This is a genomic window from Leucobacter sp. BZR 635, assembly GCF_048061935.2.
Lineage (GTDB): Bacteria > Actinomycetota > Actinomycetes > Actinomycetales > Microbacteriaceae > Leucobacter.
The window spans coordinates 52,653-72,033 of record NZ_JBLUNZ020000035.1 but is presented as its reverse complement, the minus strand read 5'-3'; the positions used below and the strand labels follow the sequence as shown (position 1 = coordinate 72,033).

Sequence of the window (19,381 nt, the reverse complement as noted above, 5' to 3'; positions counted from 1 at the left end):
GTGAAGCTGCGCTTCACCACCCCTATTCGCTGCCGTGGGCAGCGTTTCGGAGCGACTCGGTGAAGCTGCGCTTCACCACCCCTATTCGCTGCCGTGGGCAGCGTTTCGGAGCGACTCGGTGAAGCTGCGCTTCACCGTTAGTCGCTCCGCCCCTAGGATTCGAACCTAGACTTAACAGCTCCAAAGGCTGTCGTGCTGCCATTACACCAAGGCGGACCGTACCGAAACCGGCACGGATATAGTCTGCCAGACGTCAGCGCCTCTTACGTACCGCTTCGAGGGAACGGCGCAAACTGCGGCGGGTTCACGGCAAAATTTACTTCTCCACCAGCCATAATGAGCAGATGGAAGACCGAACCCCAGACTCAACCGACGAGGTTGACGGGATTATCGCGTCGTGGAGCGCTGCCCGCCCCGACCTCGATTTCGCACCCCTCACCGTGTTCTCACGGCTCTCGCGTATCGCGAAGCACCTCGACCGGGCGCGCTCGCACGCCTTCGAACGATCAGGCCTGGCTTCATGGGAGTTCGACGTGCTTGCTGTACTCAGGCGCAGCGGCTCTCCCTACCGCCAGAGCCCCAAGGTGCTCGTGCAACAGACGATGGTCTCGAGCGGCACCATGACCAACCGTATCGACCGGCTTGTCGAGCGGGACCTCGTGCACCGGCTCACCGACCCGAACGACGGCCGCGGCGTGCTCGTCGAGATGACCCCGCTCGGTCAGACCCTCGTCGACGCTGCCATGACGCGCCTCACCGACGCGGAGGATAGGCTGCTCGGCGCGATGAGTCGCCCCGAGCGAGATCGGCTCGCAACGCTGCTACGCAAGCTCGCCAAAAGCGTCGACCGCTTCGAGCCGGTCTCGGAGTCCCCGGAGAGCCCCGTCACCCCCGAAACCCACTAGCCGCGCCAGCCAGCGTTCGCAACCCTCTCCGACCCCATTTTTCTATCCTGAGCCTTCTGCAGGCCGCATAAGGCTCGGACCAGATTAAACGGGGGTGTAGAGGTCGCAAAGCGCCGGGGTCAAGCACCGAGGTCAAGCACCGAGGTCGCGCCCAAGCTCCGGCCCGGGCGGCACGCGCAGCGAGCCAGCACCAGCATCGGCACCCGCCCCAGCTTCGAACGCCGCCGCATACTGCAGCAGCGTGGGATCGGAGTAGGCAGCGCCCGCAAAGGTCAGGCCGACGGGCATACCGATGTCGGCCATGAGCCCCATCGCTACCGTGACGGTCGGAATGCCGAGGTGCCGGAGCGCGTAGTTGCCGTTCGAGAAGAACACGCCGTTCGACCACGCATGGTCTGCAGCGGCCACGTCGCGTTCGGCGGCTTCGGCCCCCACATCAGCGTTTGCAGGGAATACCATGCCGTCGAACCCCTCAGCCGACAGCCACGACTCAAAGAGCTGCTCGCGCAGCTGCACGAGCGCCCGCAAGCCGTCACCGAACTCAGGCAACTCCCGCGGGTCAGGGATCCCGGCCCGCGCGAACGCCACGACCGCGCGGTACCGGTTCTCGTAGTCCGCGACCTCCTCGTAGCGGTCGGGCAGCGTGCCGGGCGGCTGCGGGAAGATCGTGTCGGGATCGACAGCGCCGAGACTCGGGATCGCCGGGTCACCGTTCGCGCGCAGAAAGTCGTCCCAGCCGTGGGCCAGGAAGTGGTTGAATTCGGTATCCATCCAGCCGTCGGGCAGCACGCCGAGGGCACCGACGTTTTCTTGGCCGGGCCGGTCACCCTCGTACTGCTCGATGAGGGGGAAGTCGGTCTCGACGACCTCCGCGCCGAGCGCTTCGAGCCGCGCTCGCGCGATCTCCCACTGCGCGAGCACAGACGGCCGCACCGCGATCGGGAAGGCCGAATCGAGGCCGAGGTACATTCTCGGCACCGCGAAGCGCTTGCCGGCAAGCACACCAGCACCAGCACCAGCACCCGCACCAGCACCAGCACCAGCGAGCTCAACGTACGACTCAGGCCGGTGCTCGCTCGGCAGCGGCACGGGAACGACCTGCTGCGCCCGCCAGAAGTCACCGCGCGTGGTCTCGTCGTCGGCGACGAGCACGTCAAGCAGCCGGAGCATGTCGGGCATCGACCGGGTGTGCGGCACGACGACGTCGCGGGCCGGGAAGAGCGGCCAGTTGCCGCGGATCGACAGGATGCCCCACGAGGGCGTGTACGCGCAGAGGCCGTTGTTTGAGGCGGGGCTGCGGCCGCTTGAGACCGTCTCCTCGCCCATGCCGAACACGGCGAGGTTCGCGGCGGTCGCGACGGCGGAGCCGTTCGAGGATCCCGAGGCGTAGGCGGCCGCGAGGTAGCCGCGGTTATAGGGCGACTCAGCCCGGCCGTAGACGCCGCGCTGCATGCCGCCGTCGGCCATCGGCGGCATATTGGTCTTGCCGAGCAGCACAGCACCGGCCTCGCGGAGCTTCGCAACGGAGAATGCGTCCCACTGCGCGACGAGGTGCTCGAAGGCGGGCGAGCCCGATGCGACGGTCAGCCCCCGCACCATGTACGAGTCCTTCACGGTGAAGGGCACGCCCTCGAGGGCGCGCGGCGTGCCCGCAGCCCAGCGTGCGTCTGACTCGGCCGCTGCTGAGAGCGCGTCTGGGTTCGGCACAACGATCGCGTGGAGGCCGTCTTCTCCCGTGTCGACGGCGGCGATCCTCTCCAGAAATGCCGTGGTGAGGCCCGTCGGGGTCGTCTCCCCAGATTCGAAGGCGGCGAGCACATCAGCGATGCTCGCCTCAGAGAAATCAAAAGACTCGCGCATGCTCCCAATCGTAGTGGGCGCATGCGCGAGTCAAGGGAGGTGGATCGGGCCGCCACCCGGGCGGGCCGGCTGCTACTTTCGGCCGGTCACCGCGCGTGCGACGATCTCGCGCATGACCTCGTTGGTGCCGCCGTAGATGCGGTGCACACGTGCATCGAGGAAGGCGCGGGTGATCGGGTACTCGGTGATGTAGCCGTAACCGCCGTGCAACTGCACGCCCTGGTCGAGGATCTCCCACTCGCGCTCGGTGCACCAGAACTTCACCTTGGCGGCCTCGTCTGCGCTGAGCTCACCCTTCTGGAAGAGCCGCATCGCGCGATCGACGTACGCCCACATGACGTCGACGGTGGTCGCCATCTCTGCGAGACGGAAGCGACTGTTCTGGAAGTCGGCGACGGGCTTGCCGAAGGCCTCACGGCTCTTCGTGTAGTCGAGCGTCCACTCGAGCGCGGCCTCCGAGATCGCCGCGGCGACGACACCGATCGAGAGACGCTCGAGCGGCAGGTTCTCCATGAGCTGCACGAAGCCGTGCCCCTCGACGCCACCGATGAGGTTCTCGTCGGGCACGAACACGTCAACGAAGCTGAGCTCGGCGGTGTCGTGGCCGTGCGCGCCCATCTTGTTGAGCTTGCGACCGTGGTCGAAGCCCTCCATGCCGGATTCGATGATGATGAGGCTGAAGGCGTCGGGGCGGTTGCCCTCGCCGGTCTTCACAAAGGTGACAACGATGTCGGCAGTCTTACCGCTCGAGATGAAGGTCTTTGCGCCGTTGACGATGTAGCCGCCCTCGGTCTTCTTCGCCGTCGTGGTGACGCCGCGCAGGTCGCTGCCGGTTCCGGGCTCCGTCATCGCGAGGGCGCCGAGCACCTCACACGATGCCATCTTCGGCAGCCACTTCTGCTTCTGCTCGGGAGTGCCGAAGCGCGCGAGATACGGCACGGCGAGGTCGTCTTGAATGCCGAGCGCCCCTGCGAGTGCCGAGCCGTTTCCTGAGCGAATGAGCTCCTCGTTCACGATCGAGCGGAAGCGGTAATCCTCGAGCATGCCGGCTCCGCCGAACTCCTCGGGAACCGACAGTCCGACGAGGCCCTGCTCGGCTGCGGCGAGCATCGTGGCGCGGTCGACCTCACCGGCTTCTTCCCACTCAAGCATCTTCTCTTGGGTGACGTAACGCTTGGTGAATTCCTTCACCAGCTCACGAAAATCGTCGTGGATCTCTTCGTAAATTTCGCGTTCCATGTGCGTTTCCCTTCGCGTCATCGCGGTGAGCGGTCATTCAAGGTGTCGCCCGGTGTCGAGCGCCCCACGCAAGGGGCGAGCCCATCACAGGCATTGGGTACTCACCAGCATGGTGGCAGCTGTGTGCAACGTCAAGAGAATTGTTGCATTGCTCCAGAATTCGCCGGGTCAGCGCTCCGCGGCCTGCGCAACAGCTCCACCGCGATCACCGCGACGAGGAACCATGCGAGCGCACCCCAGACACCCGCGAGGGTCACCGGACGGTTGAGAAACACCACGAGCACGGTCACCGCGACGGCAATCGCCCAGAGCGCGGGCCTGACTCTGTCGATCCACGCCCCAAATCGTCCGGTGTCGAGGTGCACGCGGTCAAGCCCGGAGCGAGCCCGGGCAAAGCCCCGGTTTACCGCCGTGCGGATCGCCCGCGCCTGCCGCGAGCGCCCAAAGCCCCAGGCGGCAACCGCAACGATGGCACTGAACACCACGAGCGCGACGGCAATCGCGTGGACGCTGAGGGTGACTTGAGAAAAGAGCGTCTCGGCGGTGGCAGCGGGCATAAATGCCGGACTCATGGTCGCGATGAAGAAGAGTTTGCCGGTACCAATTCCGGCTAGCAGCAACAACAACGACGCTGAAAGCCCCAGGCCCACCCCAAATGTTGCCCGGGCACGATTATGCGCAAGCGCAATGCCCCCAATGAGTAGCCCTAAGACCACCCAAGGCAGCCAATATCCAATGGCTGCGGCGGCCATATACCCCGCACGTACCCCCGTCAGGGCGTCTGAAGTCACGAGAGGGATCGACCGCTCGATGGTCGGGATGAGCGTCGCGAGGCCAACGCCCTGCGCCACTAGCTGCTCACGCACTTCGGCGATCACCGGCCCCAACTCAATCGACAGGGTTCCGTCAGCAGAGAGTTGCAGCGCACCATCCGGGTCGCCCTGAATCACCGCGATAGCGCGCGCATGCGTCTGCCGCAGCGACGTTTCCCAGACGCGAGCGAACTGCGGCGATGCCACAAGTTGGTCGACAGTGGTGCGCAGAATGGATTGCACTCCGTGTACCGCTGGCCCTTCGAGCAGTCCAAACGCTGTTGCCGCTTGCGGGGGAAGGTCAAGTGAGCTGAGGCCGACGACTGCCTCATGCACGACGGCCTCGATGTCAAGGTTCGACTCGATCGCACGCACGACCTCGTCTGAAATAAAGCTCTGCACCGCCGGTTTTTCCGCAAGCGGGGCCAGACTCGACACAAACCGATCCGTGTCAATGAGCTCAGCGCGAACCCAGGTGCTCACCACAGCTGCCGGCGCAAGCAAGGCCGCAATCAGAAGAACCAGCACGGCAAGCACCGATCGCGTGCGGTACGCTGCCCCCTTCGACTCCCGCCGCTTCAAGGCGGTGTTCTCCGTCTCGAGCTTGTCTATGCGCGCTCGCAGCTGCCCCATTTCCGTCGCATCGGTCATCGTGGCACTCCCCGCTTAGATCGCGGCGCACACAGCACCACAAAAATTGCTTATAGCGGGAGATTAGCGCACCCATTGGCGCTTGATTGGATGCCACAGCGACTTCTGCCTCGTGGAGTTCCTGTTAGGGATTCCTCGACTGCCGTATGGATTCCGTTAGGGCCCCATTTTTCGACTCCGAACGGGTATTAAATCGGGGCATGCGCCACCGCGGCGCACGGCTCCGGCTCCCGCCGTCCGCTTTCTCATGAACGGAGTGCATCGTGCTCGATGTCGTCTTCGCGTTCGGCGTGATCGCGCTGTTCGCATTCATCGGCCTGTTGGCGAAGGCGGTGGAGAAACTGTGACCGTCTTCGACGCCGTCGCTGCGCTCGCCGCCATTGCGGCGCTCGCGTACCTCGCGATCGCTCTCGTGCGCCCGGAGAAGTTCTGATGGGCTGGCTCTACGCGCTCCTCGCCGTTGCGAGCGTTGCCGTCGTGATCGCCGTCATCTATCGGCCGCTCGGCGACTACATGGCGTGGGTCTACACGTCAACGAAGGATTGGCGCATCGAGCGCGGCATCTACCGGCTCATCGGTGTGGATCCGCGCGCCGAGCAGAGCTGGCAGGCGTACCTGCGCGGGGTGCTCGCGTTTTCTGCGGTCGGACTGCTCATTGTCTACGGCATGCAGCGGCTGCAGCAGTGGCTCCCCTACTCGCTTGGCCTCACGGCTCCGAGCGAGCATCTCTCGTTCAACACGGCCGCGTCGTTTGTCGGCAACACCAACTGGCAGTCGTACGCTCCCGAGTCCACCCTGGGGTACTCGGTGCAGCTCGCGGGTCTCGCCGTGCAGAACTTCACCTCTGCGGCCGTCGGCATCGCGGTTGCGATCGCGCTCGTGCGCGGCTTCGCGTACCGCCGCTCGGGCACGATCGGCAACTTCTGGGTCGACGTCACCCGCGGCACGCTGCGGCTGCTGCTGCCGATCGCTGCGGCGAGCGCCATCGTGCTCATCGCGGGCGGCGTGATCCAGAACTTCAACGGCTTCACCGATGTGACGACCCTCGCTGGGGCGACGCAGACGATTCCGGGTGGCCCGACGGCGTCGCAGGAGGCGATCAAGCTGCTCGGCACGAACGGCGGCGGCTTCTTCAACGCGAACTCCTCGCACCCGTTCGAGAACCCGACGCCGCTCACGAACCTGTTCGAGGTGCTGCTCATGCTCGCGATCCCGTTCTCGCTGCCGCGCACCTTCGGCCGGATGGTCGGCGACAATCGGCAGGGGATCGCGATTCTCAGCGTGATGGGGCTGCTCTACCTCCTCAGCTTCTCAGCACTCACGGCGCTCGAACTCGCTGGCAGGGGCACGGCTCCCGAGCTTGCAGGCGCCGCGCTCGAGGGCAAGGAGCAGCGCTTCGGCGTCATCGGTTCGACGCTGTTCGCGACGACAAGCACTGGCACCTCAACCGGTGCGGTGAACTCGATGCACGACTCGTACACGGCGCTCGGCGGGATGTTCCCGATGCTGAACATGCTGCTCGGCGAGGTCTCCCCCGGCGGCGTCGGCTCCGGCACGTACGCAATCCTCGTGCTCGCGGTGATCGCGGTGTTCATTGCCGGGCTGCTCATCGGTCGCACTCCCGAGTACCTCGGCAAGAAGATCGGGCCGCGCGAGATCAAGCTCGCTGCGCTCTATATTTTGGTGATGCCGACGCTCGTGCTCACGGGCACCGCGCTGAGCTTCGCGCTGCCGGGCGTGCGTGAGAGCGTGGCGGGCGAGTCGATCCTCAACCCCGGCGTGCACGGCATGTCTGAGGTGCTGTACGCGTTCACCTCGGCCGCGAACAACAACGGTTCGGCGTTCGCCGGGCTTACCGCGAACACCCCGTGGCTGAACACTGCCCTCGGCGTCACGATCTTGCTCGGCCGCTTTGTGCCGATCATGCTCGTCCTCGCGCTCGCCGGTTCGCTTGCGGCGCAGGATCGGGTGCCCGCCACCGCAGGCACCCTCCCCACCCATCGCCCACTCTTCGTTGGGCTGCTTGCTGCGGTGACGATACTCCTCACCGCGCTCGCGTTTCTTCCCGTTCTCGCGCTGGGTCCCCTGGCTGAAGGGCTCGTGTAACCATGTCTACGACCGTCTCTCCCGCCCGCGGCGGGTTCTCACTCGCCCAGCTGGGGGCCGCGCTCCCCGGCGCGTTCCGCAAGCTCGATCCGCGGGAGCAGTGGCGCAACCCGGTGATGTTCATCGTCTGGGTCGGCGCCGTGCTCACGACCGCGCTCGCGCTCGCCGAGCCGTTCCTCGGCGGCCCCGCCGACTCGGGCGGCAGCTCCGTTCCCGGGTCGTTTACCGCGGCGATCGCGTGCTGGCTGTGGCTCACGGTGCTGTTCGCGAACGTCGCTGAATCGGTCGCCGAGGGCCGCGGAAAGGCGCAGGCCGAGTCGCTCAGGAAGACGCGTACGTCGACGACCGCGCGCCGCATCGACGGGTACGACGGGGTCGCCGATCCTTCTGCAGGCGACACTCGCTTCACCGCGGTGCCGTCAGCTGACCTGCGCGTCGGCGACACCGTGCTCGTCGAGGCGGGCGAGTTCATTCCCGGCGACGGCGACATTGTCTGGGGCATCGCCTCGGTCGATGAGTCGGCGATCACGGGCGAATCAGCCCCGGTCGTGCGGGAGTCGGGCGGCGACCGCTCGGCGGTCACGGGCGGCACCCGGGTGCTGTCGGACCGCATCGTGGTGCGGATCACCTCGCAGCCGGGCGACACCTTCGTCGACCGCATGATCGCGCTCGTTGAGGGCGCGGCCAGGCAGAAGACCCCGAACGAGGTCGCGCTGAACATCCTGCTCGCGAGCCTGTCGATTGTGTTCGTCGTCGTCGCGCTCACGCTCAACCCGATCGCGTCGTTCGCCGCAGCCCCGGTAAGCCTCACGGTACTCACGGCGCTGCTCGTCTGCCTCATCCCGACGACGATCGGCGCGCTGCTCAGCGCGGTCGGCATCGCGGGGATGGATCGGCTCGTGCAGCGCAACGTCCTCGCGACGAGCGGCCGCGCGGTCGAGGCAGCCGGCGACGTCACGACGCTGCTGCTCGACAAGACCGGCACCATCACCTACGGCAACCGGCGCGCGAGCGAGTTCCTCGAGCTCTCAGGCGTCGCGCACGGTGAGCTCGTCGCGGCGGCCGCGCTCTCGTCGCTCGCAGACCCGACGCCCGAGGGCAGCTCGATCGTCGAGCTCGCCGAGCAGCTCGGCGCTGACTTCGACCGCGCGCCCGGCGGCACGCAGGTGCCGTTCACCGCGCAGACCAGGATGTCCGGCGTCGATCTGCCCGACGGCTCGGTCGTGCGGAAGGGCGCGGAGAGCGCCGTGCTCGCCTGGCTGCGCGAGGACGGCGGCGCGATCCAGCCCGAGACGGAGACGGAGCTTGAGACGCGCGTCGCCGAGGTCTCGTCGAGCGGCGGCACCCCGCTCGTCGTCGCGGTCGCCTCCCCCGGCGGCGAGCGCCGCGTGCTCGGCGTCGCGCATCTCAAGGACGTCGTGAAGGAGGGGCTGCGCGAGAAGTTCGTCGAGCTGCGCGCGATGGGGATCCGCACCGTCATGATCACGGGCGACAACCCGCTCACCGCCGCAGCGATCGCGAAGGAGGCAGGCGTCGATGACTTCCTCGCGGAGGCGACCCCGGAGGACAAGCTCGCGTACATCCGCAGGGAGCAGGAGGGCGGCAATCTCGTCGCGATGACGGGCGACGGCACGAACGACGCCCCCGCGCTCGCGCAGGCCGACGTCGGCGTCGCGATGAACTCCGGAACGTCGGCCGCGAAGGAGGCCGGCAACATGGTCGACCTCGACTCCGACCCGTCGAAGCTCATCGAGATCGTGCGCATCGGCAAGCAGCTGCTCATTACGCGCGGTGCGCTCACGACGTTCTCAATCGCGAACGACATCGCGAAGTACTTCGCGATCATCCCGGCGATGTTCATGGGGGTGTTCCCGGGCCTCGCTGCCCTGAACATCATGGGGCTGAGTTCCGCGGCCTCTGCCGTACTGTCGGCGATCATCTTCAACGGCCTCATCATCGTGTTCCTCATCCCGCTCGCGCTCAAGGGCGTGAAGTACCGGCCAGGTGGCGCTTCCCAGCTTCTCGGCCGCAACCTCGCGGTCTACGGCCTCGGAGGCGTCATCACCCCGTTCCTCGGCATCTGGCTCATCGATCAGCTCGTCCGGCTCATTCCCGGGTTCTAACCGCCCTCGGGATCCGCAGCACACCCTCACGAAAGAAGCACACACTGTGACTACCGCAACCCGCACATCCCGCCGCACGGTCTGGGTCGCGATCCGCGCGATGATCGTGTTCACCCTGCTCGTCGGCGTCGCGTACCCGCTTGCGATCACCGGAGTTGGCCAGCTCGCGTTCCCGACCCAGGCGAACGGCTCCATGCGCGCGAGTGGGGCGGGCGCTCCGGTGGGATCCGCGCTCATCGGCCAGCAGTTCCTCACGGCTGCGGGCGACCCCGATCCCTCGTTCTTCCAGCCTCGCCCATCGGCAGCCGGTGACGGCTACGACGGGGCGGCTTCGTCAGGCTCAAATCTCGGGCCGGAGAACCCCGAGCTCGTCGGGGCGATCGCAGAACGCAAGCGCGCCGTCGCGACTCTCAACGGGGTGCCCGAGAGCCGGGTGCCGGCCGACGCGGTCACCGCTTCCTCCTCGGGCCTCGACCCGCACATCAGCGAGGCGTACGCCGCGATTCAGGTCGATCGTGTTGCCGAGGCGCGCGGGCTCGACCGGGCCGCGGTGACGCAGCTCGTCACCGATCACACGCAGGGCCCCGACCTGGGGTTCCTCGGTGAGAGTAGGGTAAACGTGCTCGAACTCAATCTGGCGCTCGAGCAGATGCGGGGGTGAGCATGGTGAAGCGGGGCAGGCTTCGCGTGTTTCTCGGTGCCGCGCCGGGCGTCGGGAAGACCTACTCGATGCTCGAGGAGGGGCGCCGCCTGCTCGCGGACGGCCGCGACGTGGTGGTCGGCGTCGTCGAATCGCACGGCCGCGCCGCGACCGCTGCCCTGGTGACGGGGCTGCCGCTGATCCCCCGCGCAAACGTCTGGCACCGCGGCGTCGAGCTCGAGGAGATGGACCTCGCGGCGATCATCGATCGGCGCCCCGAGCTCGCGCTCGTCGACGAGCTCGCGCACACGAATGCCCCCGGCTTACCGCACGACAAGCGCTGGCAGGACGTCGAAGCACTCCTCGCGCACGGCATCGACGTGATCTCGACGCTCAACGTGCAGCACATCGCCTCCCTGAATGACGTCGTCGAGCAGATCACCGGTGTGCCGCAGCAGGAGACGGTGCCCGATAGTTTCCTCCGCGGTGCCGACCAGCTCGAGCTCGTCGACCTCGCGCCGCAGTCGCTTCGCGATCGGCTCGCGGGCGGCTTCGTGTACCCGGCCGAGCGGATCGACGCGGCACTCTCGCACTACTTCCGCCTCGGAAACCTCACCGCGCTGCGCGAGCTCGCGCTCGTGTGGCTCGCCGACGAAGTCGATCAGGCCCTCAAGGGCTACCGGGCAGAGCACGGCATCGAGGGCACCTGGGAGGCGCGCGAGCGGGTCGTCGTCGCGCTCACCGGCGGCCCCGAGGGCGAGACGCTGCTGCGGCGCGGGGCCCGGATCGCGGCCCGCTCGGCCGGCGGCGAGCTCCTCGCCGTGCACGTCACCAGTCAGGACGGGCTGCGCACCGCGGGCCCCGATGTGCTCGCCCAGCAGCGCGCGCTCGTCGACCAGCTCAACGGGAGCTACCACCAGGTCGTTGGCGAGGACGTGCCGACCGCGCTCGTCGAGTTCGCGCGCTCGGTGAACGCGACGCAGCTCGTGCTCGGCGCGAGCAGGCGCGGCAGGCTCGCCGCCATGCTCACCGGCCCCGGAATCGGCGCAACTGTGGTGCGCGAGTCGGGCGATATCGACGTGCACATGGTGAACCATGCCGCGGCCGCCCGTCGCTTCACGTTGCCGCCGCGCACCGGTGCGCTCACCGTCAGAAGGCGGATCCTCGGCTTCGTCGTCGCCCTCCTCGGTGGCCCGGCGCTCACGTTCCTGCTCACGCGCGTGAGCACCCCGGACTCGATCACCAGCGACGTGCTCAGCTACCAGCTACTCACCGTCGTCGTTGCGCTCGTCGGTGGCATCTGGCCAGCGCTCTTTGCGGCGGTGTTCTCGGGCCTCACCCTCGACTACTTCTTCATCGAGCCGATCTACACGGTCCACATCCACGAGCCGCTCCATCTGCTCGCGCTCGCGCTGTACGTGACCATCGCAAGCCTGGTGAGCTTCATCGTCGATCGCGCGGCCCGGCACACGCGCGCGGCGAAGCGCTCCGCCGCGGAGTCAGAGTTCATCCAGACCATCGCCGGCAGTGTGCTGCGCGGGGACGACGCGACGCAGGCGCTCGCCGACCGCACCCGCGAAGCGTTCCAACTCGCGGGCGTGCGGGTGGTCGCGGCGGGCAGCGGCGAGGGCGAGTCGGCGCCGCCGCGGGTCATCGCGAGCTCAGGCGACCCCGGGGCAGACACCCCGGTCACCCGAGTGCCGCTCGGCGAACAGGCGACGCTCGAACTCTACGGCCAGCCCCTCGCGGCCGCCGAGCAGCGGCTGCTGTCGGTCGTCGTCGCGCAGCTCTCCGCAGCGCTCGACCAGCAGCAGCTCGAACAGACCGCGCGCGACATCGAGCCGATCGCCGCCTCCGATCGCGTGCGGGGGGCCCTACTCTCGGCACTCAGTCACGACCTGCGGCGTCCGCTCGCGGCGGCGACTGCCGCCGTCGGCGGGCTGCGCACGGCAGCCGCGAACCTCACCGACACCGACCGGTCCGAACTCCTCGACACCGCCGACGAGAGCCTTGCCGCACTCGCGACGCTCCTCACCGACCTGCTCGACGTGAGCCGCATCCAAGGCGGCGTGCTGAGCATCGCCAGCGTCCCCACTGACCCGGCCGAGGCGATTGCCCCCGCGCTCGATGAGCTGGCCCTCGGTCCTGCCGAGGTACGGCTCGCGCTCCGCCACGACGATGCGCGCGCCATCACCGACCCCGTACTGCTCCAACGCGTGCTCGTGAACCTCCTCGCGAACGCCCAGCGGCACTCGCCTGCAGCAACCCCGATCCTCATCACCACGAGCGTCTTCGGCGGCGCGCTCGAGATCCGCGTCATCGATCACGGGCCCGGCGTGCCCCGCGACCGACTCGATGACATCTTCGTGCCGTTCCAACGGCTCGGCGACACCGACAACGAGACCGGCCTCGGCCTCGGGCTCGCCCTGTCACGCGGCTTTGTTGAGGCGATGCACGGTACGCTCACCCCAGAAGAGACGCCTGGAGGAGGCCTGACGATGGTGGTATCGCTCACCGAGGCGGACGGGGCGACAGCATGAAGATCCTCATCGCTGACGACGACCCGCAGATCCTCCGCGCCCTGCGCATCACACTGAGCGCTAAGGGATACGAGGTGTTCACCGCAGCCGACGGCAGAGAGGCCGTCTCGGCCGCGGTCGATCACGAGCCCGACCTCGTCGTACTCGATCTCGGCATGCCCCACCTCGACGGCCTCGACGTCATCCACGCGATCCGAGGCTGGTCGCGCGCGCCCATCCTCGTCGTCTCCGGCCGCGCCGGCGCAGACGACAAGATCGAGGCCCTCGACGCCGGTGCCGACGACTACGTGACGAAGCCGTTCTCGGTCGGCGAGCTGCTCGCGCGCATCCGCGCCCTCACCAGACGGAGCCCACACGACGAGGCCGCGCCGGTCGCGCGACTCGGCGCGGTCACGATCGATCTCGCGGCGCACAGCGTCGTCCGCGAGTCCCCGGCCGGCGACCGGCAGATCCGGCTCACCCCCACCGAGTGGCAGGTTGTCGAGATCCTCATCCGCAACGCGGGCAAGCTCGTCACCCGGCAGACCCTGCTCACGAGCATCTGGGGCACCGAGCACGCGGAAGACACCGGGTACCTGCGGCTCTACGTCTCGCAGCTACGGAAGAAGATCGAGGACGATCCCGCGAACCCCGTACACATTCTCACGGAGCCCGGCATGGGGTATCGGCTCGCGCTCTGAACCCTTCGACCGGCACCCGCCGAGCCTTGTGGCCAGCAGAGACTCGAATGGGCCCGTCCACCCCCACGGTGGCCGAGCCCATTCGAAGTTTGGGTGCTGAGTTAGGCGTTCGCTCCAGCGAGGATCCGGCCCAGCAGCGTCTCAGGCTCCGCACGCGGACCCGTGAAGAACGGGATCTCCTCGAGCACATGACGGCGGGCCTCGGTCGCGCGCAGCTCGCGCATGAGGTCAACAATTCGGGTGAGGTCGGCAGACTCGAAGGCGAGCAGCCACTCGTAGTCGCCGAGCGCGAACGAGGCAACGGTGTTCGCGAGCACGTCGCCGTAGTCGCGGGCGGCGGCACCGTGTTCGCGGAGCATCTGCGAGCGCTCCTCATCAGGCAGGAGGTACCATTCCTTGCTGCGCACGAACGGGTACACGCAGAGGTAGTCGCCGGGGGTCTCCCCCGCGAGGAACGCGGGGATGTGGGCACGGTTGAACTCGGCCGCGCGGTGCACACCGATGTTCGACCACACCGGCGAGAGCCGCCCGGAGCCGCCCGCGAGAATCTCGCGGTAGCCGGCCTGCAGCGCCTCGGTCGTCGGCGCGTGCAACCAGACGAGCACGTCAGAGTCGGCGCGGAAGCCCGCAATGTCGTACCAGCCGCGCACGCTCAGCCCGGGGATCGCGGCGAGGCCCGCGACCGTGCGCGCAACCGAAGCTGCCGGGTCACCGGGAACAGCAGCCGCGTGCTCCTCGCGGAACACGGCGAACATCGTGTAGTTCACCGCCTCGTTGATGGACTCTGCAATGGCGCTGTGGTCGATGACGGGGCGAGCGTTCTCAGTCATTGTCGATCTCCTAGATCCTTCAATTAATCCTGGGTCCCGGCGATCACCGGGATTCCGGTGACCTCTCCGTGACGCATCCGGCAGCTCCCGGGGGGAGCGACGTCTGGGAGCGCGGGGAACGCGCCCACGGTGCGAGCGGGGGCGTCTTCGCCGCGCTCGCGAGCCGCACGCTCAACCACCATGTCAACGAGTCCGCTCACGAAGCGGTCGCGCACACCCACGGTGTCTGCCCGGACGGCCTGGATGCCGTGTTCGGTAGCGGTCTCGAGCGCCTCGGTGTCGAGGTCGAAGGCGACCTCCATGTGATCGGAGATGAAGCCGATAGGCGCGATAACGACCTTGCGCACGCCGGCCTGGGCGAGCGCCTCGAGGTGATCGTTCACGTCGGGTTCGAGCCAGGGGGTGCGGGGGTCACCGGAGCGCGAGCAGTACGCAAGCGAGGACTCGAAGGTCGGCGCGACGTCGCCTGCGAGCAGGGCGTTGATCGTGGCGAGCACGTCTTCGTGCTGCTCGCGGTAGCCGGGGCCGGTCTCGGCCGAGGCATCCTGCATCGCGTCGGGAATGGAGTGGGTGACGTACACGATGTGGGCACCCGCGAGTCCCCCATCGAGCTGCTCGGCAGCTTCAGCTACGGCGTCGGCGTTCGCGATCACAAAGCCGGGGTCATTGAAGAACGGCCTGACGATATCGATTTCGGGGGCGATGTCGCCGAGCTCTGCTACTGCGGCGGCGAGGTGCTCGCGATACTGGCGGCTGCCCGAGTACGAGGCGTAGGCGCTCGTCACGATCGTGAGCACGCGCTTCGCGCCGAACGCCGCGGCATCGCGAAGCGTGTCGACGGTGTAGGGGTGCCAGTTGCGGTTGCCCCACACGACGGGCAGCTCGATGCCACGGCGGGCAAGCTCTGCCTGCAGCGCGGCCATGAGCTCGAGGTTCTGCTCGTTGATCGGGCTCTTCCCGCCGAAGTGACCGTAGTGCTCACCGACCTCGACGAGACGGTCCTCGGGGATGTTCTTCCCGACGGTGACGTTGCGCAGGAACGGCAGTACGTCGTCCGGGCCGTTCGGGCCACCGAAGGAACACAGAAGCAGGGCATCGTAAGGAGCCGCGAGCGCGGCAGGCGAAATCTCAGTCACGCTCCGTACGCTATTCGACCGAACCTGAACGTCTGATGTGAAAGGTCTGACTTATCACGTCAGACCTATGGCTAGAGTAGTTTCGGCGCCAACCGACGCCCAGCCCCAACTCGCAGCAGGAGAACCGTGAGCCGCACGCGACACCCCGTCATGTGGACAGCCCTCGTCGGCGTACTGGCGCTCAGCGTCGCCGCGGTCCTATCCCTCATGCTCGGTATCGTACGCCTGAATCCTGCAGACACCTTCATCGCGCTCTTCACCCCGCAGCACGCCGACATCCAGGCGTCAACGGTGGTGTGGTCAATTCGCCTCCCCCGCATCGTGGTGGCGGCGCTCGTCGGTGCCGCCCTCGCGGTTGTCGGCACGGTCATGCAAGCGATCCTCCGTAACCCCCTCGCCGAACCCGGCATCACCGGCGTCTCCGCGGGAGCCGCGGTCGGCGCGGTCGCCGGCATCACCCTCGGTTTCTCGGGCACGAACCAGTGGGGGATCCCCCTCGCCGCCTTCGCGGGGGCCGCAGCGGTCGCCCTCGTGCTCCTCGGGGTGCTCCGCAGCCGGCGCGACCTCGGCCCCGGCACCATCATTCTCGTGGGCGTCTCCATCAGCGCCCTCGCCGGGGCCCTCATCAACATTCTCATCGCGAACGCGAAAGACGATTCGCTCGTACGCAGTGCAATGTTCTGGCTCGCCGGCGACCTCGAACTGCGCAGCTGGGATCACGTACTCCTCGCCGTCGTGCCGATCGTTGTCGGGCTCGCGATCCTCGCCACCCGCGTCCGCGCGCTCGATGCCCTCGCCCTCGGAGAAGAGATCGCAGCAACGTCCGGGGTGAACGTCACCCGCGAGCGCACCGTGCTGCTGCTCGTGGCGGCACTCGTGACCGGGGCGGCGGTCGCCGTCAGCGGCATCATCAGCTTCGTCGGCCTCGTCGTGCCTCACTTCCTCAGACTGCTCGTCGGGGCATCGCACGCCCGCCTGCTGCCGCTTGCGGCACTCGGCGGCGCCCTGTTCCTCATCGTCGCCGACACCATCGCCCGCACCGCGTTTGGTGCCGTCGTCGTGCAGACCGGCGTGGTCGCGGCGCTCGTCGGGGCCCCGGTATTCCTGTCGCTGCTTCTCCGAAAGAGTCGCGCATGATCCCCGCCCCGCAGACACTGCTGCCGCTCACCCTCACCGACTTCGGTGCGGTGCGCGGAAGCGTCGCGCTCAGCGACCCCCTGACGCTGACCCTCACGCCCGGAACCGTGCTCGGCATCGTCGGCCCCAACGGCGTCGGCAAGTCGTCACTGCTCGGCGCGATCGCCCACTCAGGGGTCGCGAGCTACGGTTCCGCGGCGTTCGGTGACGAGGAGATTTCGAAGGCCCCTGCCAGGCGTCGCGCGCAACTCGTCTCGCTCATGGCACAGGATCACGGTGCCCCCGGCGAACTTCGGGTCCGCGAGCTCGTGGGCGTGGGTGCGTGGGCGTCGGGACGAGAGGATCCGGCGGAGGCCGTCGATTCCGCGCTCGCGCGCGCCGGCGTCGCTCATCTCGCGGACCGCCGCTACAGCGTGCTCTCCGGCGGGCAGCGCCAGCTCGTGCAGCTCGCGCGCGTGCTCGCGCAGAACACCCCCCTGGTGGTGCTCGACGAGCCGACAAGCGCGCTCGACCTCTCCCATCAGCGGGCCGTCGAGCAGATCATGCGCGGCCTCGGAAACCAGGGGCGCATCGTGATCGCCGCGATCCACGATCTCAGCCTCGCACTCAACGCGTGCACCCGCGTGCTGCTGCTCGAGCCGGGCGGCACCTCACACAACGGCACGCCACACGAGGTGCTCGGGCCAGACCGCGTATTCGCCGCCTACGGCGTCCGCACCACAATCCACACCACCCCGCAGGGTCGCCGCATTCTCGCGGCGGATGACTAGCCGACGGGCGCAAGACGCGCACCTCGCGAAAGGAAAAGATGTCCATCACCAAAGCATCGACCGCGTCCGTGCTCGCGGCTCTCACGCTGCTCGCGCTCACGGGCTGCTCGCCGACAGCCGAGGCGCCCGCAGCGCCCGCCGCTGCGGAGCCCAAGGTTGAGGTAGCCGAGCAGGGCTTCCCCCGGACAATCGAGGTGCCAGCGGGCCGGGGCGGCGCAGGCTACAGCCTCACCGTCGAGGCCGAGCCGCAGGCGATTGCGGCGCTCGACTACGAGAGCGCCGAGGCCATAGCCGAACTGGGTCTCGCAGACCGGCTCGTGCTCGTTCCCGAGGCGGTATTGAACCCCGCGCTCGGCGGTCACGTCGAGGAGATGGCGAAGGTGCCCGCAACCTTCCCGGTGGCGATGAACCTCGACACCGAGACCGTCATCACGACCTCCCCCGACCTGGTCGTCATGAGCCCCCGTCACGGTGCCGAAGACTCCATCGGTGCAGTGCTCCAGCAGGCGGGCCTCACGACGCTGCAGTTGCCCGACCCGTGGTCGAGCCCCGAGATCCTCTCCCAGAACGTCGAACTCATCGGCCAGACCACCGGCACCGAGACCGAAGCAACCGCGCTCATCGACGATATCGAGGCAGGGTTCACGAAGCAGGCGGCGAAGACCGCCGGCGCAGACAACCCCGACGCGCCCCGGGTGCTCGTACTCACCAACCAGGCCGGGCGACCATTTGCGACCGCGGGCGGTGCGTTCCCGCTGCACCTACTCAACCTCGCCGGCGCCCAAAGCGTCAGCGACGAGCTCGGCATGGAAACGACCGGCCCGATCAGCGCCGAACAGATCGTCCAGGCGAACCCCGACGGCATCGTGTTGATCGACATGAACGGCTCGGGAGACCGGATGTATTCGGAGATGCTCGCGAACCCCGCAGTCGCCACTGTCCCCGCCGCGGCCGAAGATCGCCTCATGCGTGTCACTGGCCGCGACGTGCAGGCCCTCGGCCTCGGAGCGACAGTCTCCGGGCTTGAACAGCTCACCGAATGGGTGTCGACACTCGGCTAACCCGCCATACTGCCGACTTTCCCCGGCACTCCCTGAGCGCGCGCCGCCCCTGATTCGGCGCGCGCTCGATACACTCGGTGCATGTCCTCCACACAGCTCGGTTCGCACAAGGTGCGCGAGGCTCATGTTTTTCTCCGCTCCCGCATCAGTAGCGGCGAGTGGGCTATCGGCCAGCTCATTCCGAAAGAGCCCGAACTCATGGACCTCATCGGCGTCGGCCGATCAACCGTGCGCGAGGCAGTCCGCTCCCTCACGACCCTCGGCATGCTCGAGCCCGTGCCCGGTGTCGGCACCTTCGTTCGCGCGCGCACACCCGTGAGCTCACTGCTCACCGAGTTTCTCGGCGAGCAAGATCTCGAAGAGGTACTGATCTACCGCCGCTCGCTTGAGATTGAGGCGGCGCAGACCGCGGCCGTGAAGCGCAGCGACGAGCAGCTCGAGAGGCTGCGGGCAAGCTACCAGCGCAGTCTCGCCTTCGACGAGGCACCCGAGGGTGCCGCAATGGATCCTGCGAACTGCGAGCGCTGCAACGACATCACCAGGCCAGATTCCTTTCACCGCCTCATCGTCGAAGCCAGCGGCAGCAAGCTCCTCCTCGACCTTTACACCGGGGTGATGACGGTGCTCGGCCGCGCCGTTGCGAGCGGAGTCGTGTTTCTCGGGATCTCCTCTGACACGATGCACCTCGACCACGGCGCTCTTCTCAAAGCGATCGAGGAGCGCGACGTGCGCGATGCGGCGCACTCGATGGCGCTGCACGCCGACCGCGACCTCGGGGTGCACGCGGACATGCTCGACCTCAACCCGAACACGGAGCGGGCCGAGAGCCTCATTGAAGCGGGCTACGATCCGCAGACGGTGAGCGAAGAGGCCTAACTTCTGGGCCTCTTG

Annotated in this window: 16 protein-coding genes and 1 tRNA gene; 11 read left to right on the top strand and 6 right to left on the bottom strand. The window is 67.7% G+C overall.

Translation table 11 applies throughout. From position 1 onward, the window contains the following. Positions 1–144: 144 nt before the first annotated feature. A tRNA-Gln gene (locus ACI1US_RS06965) sits at positions 145–216 on the bottom strand. A gap of 128 nt (positions 217–344) precedes the next feature. On the opposite strand from ACI1US_RS06965, the gene ACI1US_RS06960 reads away from it, so the two are divergent. Continuing rightward, positions 345–905 carry a MarR family winged helix-turn-helix transcriptional regulator gene (locus tag ACI1US_RS06960; protein WP_461639291.1) on the top strand — a complete coding sequence of 187 codons (561 nt, stop codon included), beginning with the start codon at positions 345–347 and terminating at the stop codon, positions 903–905. A 132-nt stretch (positions 906–1,037) separates the two neighbouring features. Here ACI1US_RS06960 and ACI1US_RS06955 read toward each other — a convergent pair whose 3' ends face one another. The 3 genes from ACI1US_RS06955 to ACI1US_RS06945 form a co-directional block, all read right to left on the bottom strand. Beyond that, positions 1,038–2,765, bottom strand: a complete 1,728-nt coding sequence (locus ACI1US_RS06955) for an amidase (RefSeq protein WP_461639289.1) — start codon at positions 2,763–2,765, stop codon at positions 1,038–1,040. Positions 2,766–2,837: 72 nt separating this feature from the next. Next, entirely contained in the window at positions 2,838–4,004 is a 1,167-nt protein-coding gene (locus ACI1US_RS06950; protein ID WP_416549803.1) for an acyl-CoA dehydrogenase family protein, read from the bottom strand. 131 nt (positions 4,005–4,135) lie between these two features. Continuing rightward, positions 4,136–5,467: a hypothetical protein gene (locus ACI1US_RS06945; protein WP_461639287.1), complete on the bottom strand. Its 1,332-nt coding sequence runs from the start codon at positions 5,465–5,467 to the stop codon at positions 4,136–4,138. A 343-nt stretch (positions 5,468–5,810) separates the two neighbouring features. Here ACI1US_RS06945 and ACI1US_RS06940 point away from each other — a divergent pair, with 343 nt between their 5' ends. Genes ACI1US_RS06940 through ACI1US_RS06915 form a run of 6 tightly spaced genes read left to right on the top strand, consistent with a single transcriptional unit; the run spans position 5,811 to position 13,556 of the window. Further along, positions 5,811–5,900 (top strand): potassium-transporting ATPase subunit F, encoded by a 90-nt coding sequence (locus ACI1US_RS06940; protein WP_416549804.1) that lies wholly within the window; start codon positions 5,811–5,813, stop codon positions 5,898–5,900. Next, the gene (gene kdpA, locus ACI1US_RS06935) at positions 5,900–7,573 is read left to right on the top strand and encodes a potassium-transporting ATPase subunit KdpA (protein WP_416549805.1); all 1,674 of its coding nucleotides are present in this window, start codon (positions 5,900–5,902) and stop codon (positions 7,571–7,573) included. Before ACI1US_RS06940 ends, kdpA begins: the two co-directional genes overlap by 1 nt. Before the next feature lie 2 nt (positions 7,574–7,575). Further along, positions 7,576–9,696 (top strand): potassium-transporting ATPase subunit KdpB, encoded by a 2,121-nt coding sequence (kdpB, locus tag ACI1US_RS06930; protein WP_416549806.1) that lies wholly within the window; start codon positions 7,576–7,578, stop codon positions 9,694–9,696. A 46-nt stretch (positions 9,697–9,742) separates the two neighbouring features. Further along, positions 9,743–10,357 (top strand): K(+)-transporting ATPase subunit C, encoded by a 615-nt coding sequence (gene kdpC / locus ACI1US_RS06925; RefSeq protein WP_416549807.1) that lies wholly within the window; start codon positions 9,743–9,745, stop codon positions 10,355–10,357. A 5-nt stretch (positions 10,358–10,362) separates the two neighbouring features. After that, positions 10,363–12,876, top strand: a complete 2,514-nt coding sequence (locus ACI1US_RS06920; RefSeq protein WP_461639295.1) for an ATP-binding protein — start codon at positions 10,363–10,365, stop codon at positions 12,874–12,876. Then, positions 12,873–13,556, top strand: coding sequence for a response regulator (locus ACI1US_RS06915; protein WP_461639283.1), 684 nt, complete (start codon positions 12,873–12,875; stop codon positions 13,554–13,556). Before ACI1US_RS06920 ends, ACI1US_RS06915 begins: the two co-directional genes overlap by 4 nt. Before the next feature lie 101 nt (positions 13,557–13,657). On the opposite strand, the gene hemQ is transcribed toward ACI1US_RS06915, so the two are convergent. Beyond that, positions 13,658–14,386, bottom strand: coding sequence for a hydrogen peroxide-dependent heme synthase (gene hemQ, locus ACI1US_RS06910; protein WP_461639281.1), 729 nt, complete (start codon positions 14,384–14,386; stop codon positions 13,658–13,660). Between the two features lie 23 nt (positions 14,387–14,409). Continuing rightward, positions 14,410–15,522: a ferrochelatase gene (locus ACI1US_RS06905; protein ID WP_461639279.1), complete on the bottom strand. Its 1,113-nt coding sequence runs from the start codon at positions 15,520–15,522 to the stop codon at positions 14,410–14,412. Positions 15,523–15,648: 126 nt separating this feature from the next. On the opposite strand from ACI1US_RS06905, the gene ACI1US_RS06900 reads away from it, so the two are divergent. From ACI1US_RS06900 to ACI1US_RS06885, 4 genes are all read left to right on the top strand, one after another. Further along, positions 15,649–16,659, top strand: a complete 1,011-nt coding sequence (locus ACI1US_RS06900) for a FecCD family ABC transporter permease (RefSeq protein ID WP_461639277.1) — start codon at positions 15,649–15,651, stop codon at positions 16,657–16,659. Further along, a complete protein-coding gene (locus tag ACI1US_RS06895; protein WP_461639275.1) occupies positions 16,656–17,429 on the top strand; it encodes an ABC transporter ATP-binding protein in 774 nt (257 codons plus the stop codon). The genes ACI1US_RS06900 and ACI1US_RS06895 overlap by 4 nt, the downstream gene beginning before the upstream one ends. Before the next feature lie 38 nt (positions 17,430–17,467). Continuing rightward, the gene (locus ACI1US_RS06890; RefSeq protein WP_461639273.1) at positions 17,468–18,490 is read left to right on the top strand and encodes an ABC transporter substrate-binding protein; all 1,023 of its coding nucleotides are present in this window, start codon (positions 17,468–17,470) and stop codon (positions 18,488–18,490) included. 81 nt (positions 18,491–18,571) lie between these two features. Next, positions 18,572–19,366, top strand: coding sequence for a FadR/GntR family transcriptional regulator (locus tag ACI1US_RS06885; RefSeq protein WP_416549810.1), 795 nt, complete (start codon positions 18,572–18,574; stop codon positions 19,364–19,366). Positions 19,367–19,381 lie beyond the last annotated feature (15 nt).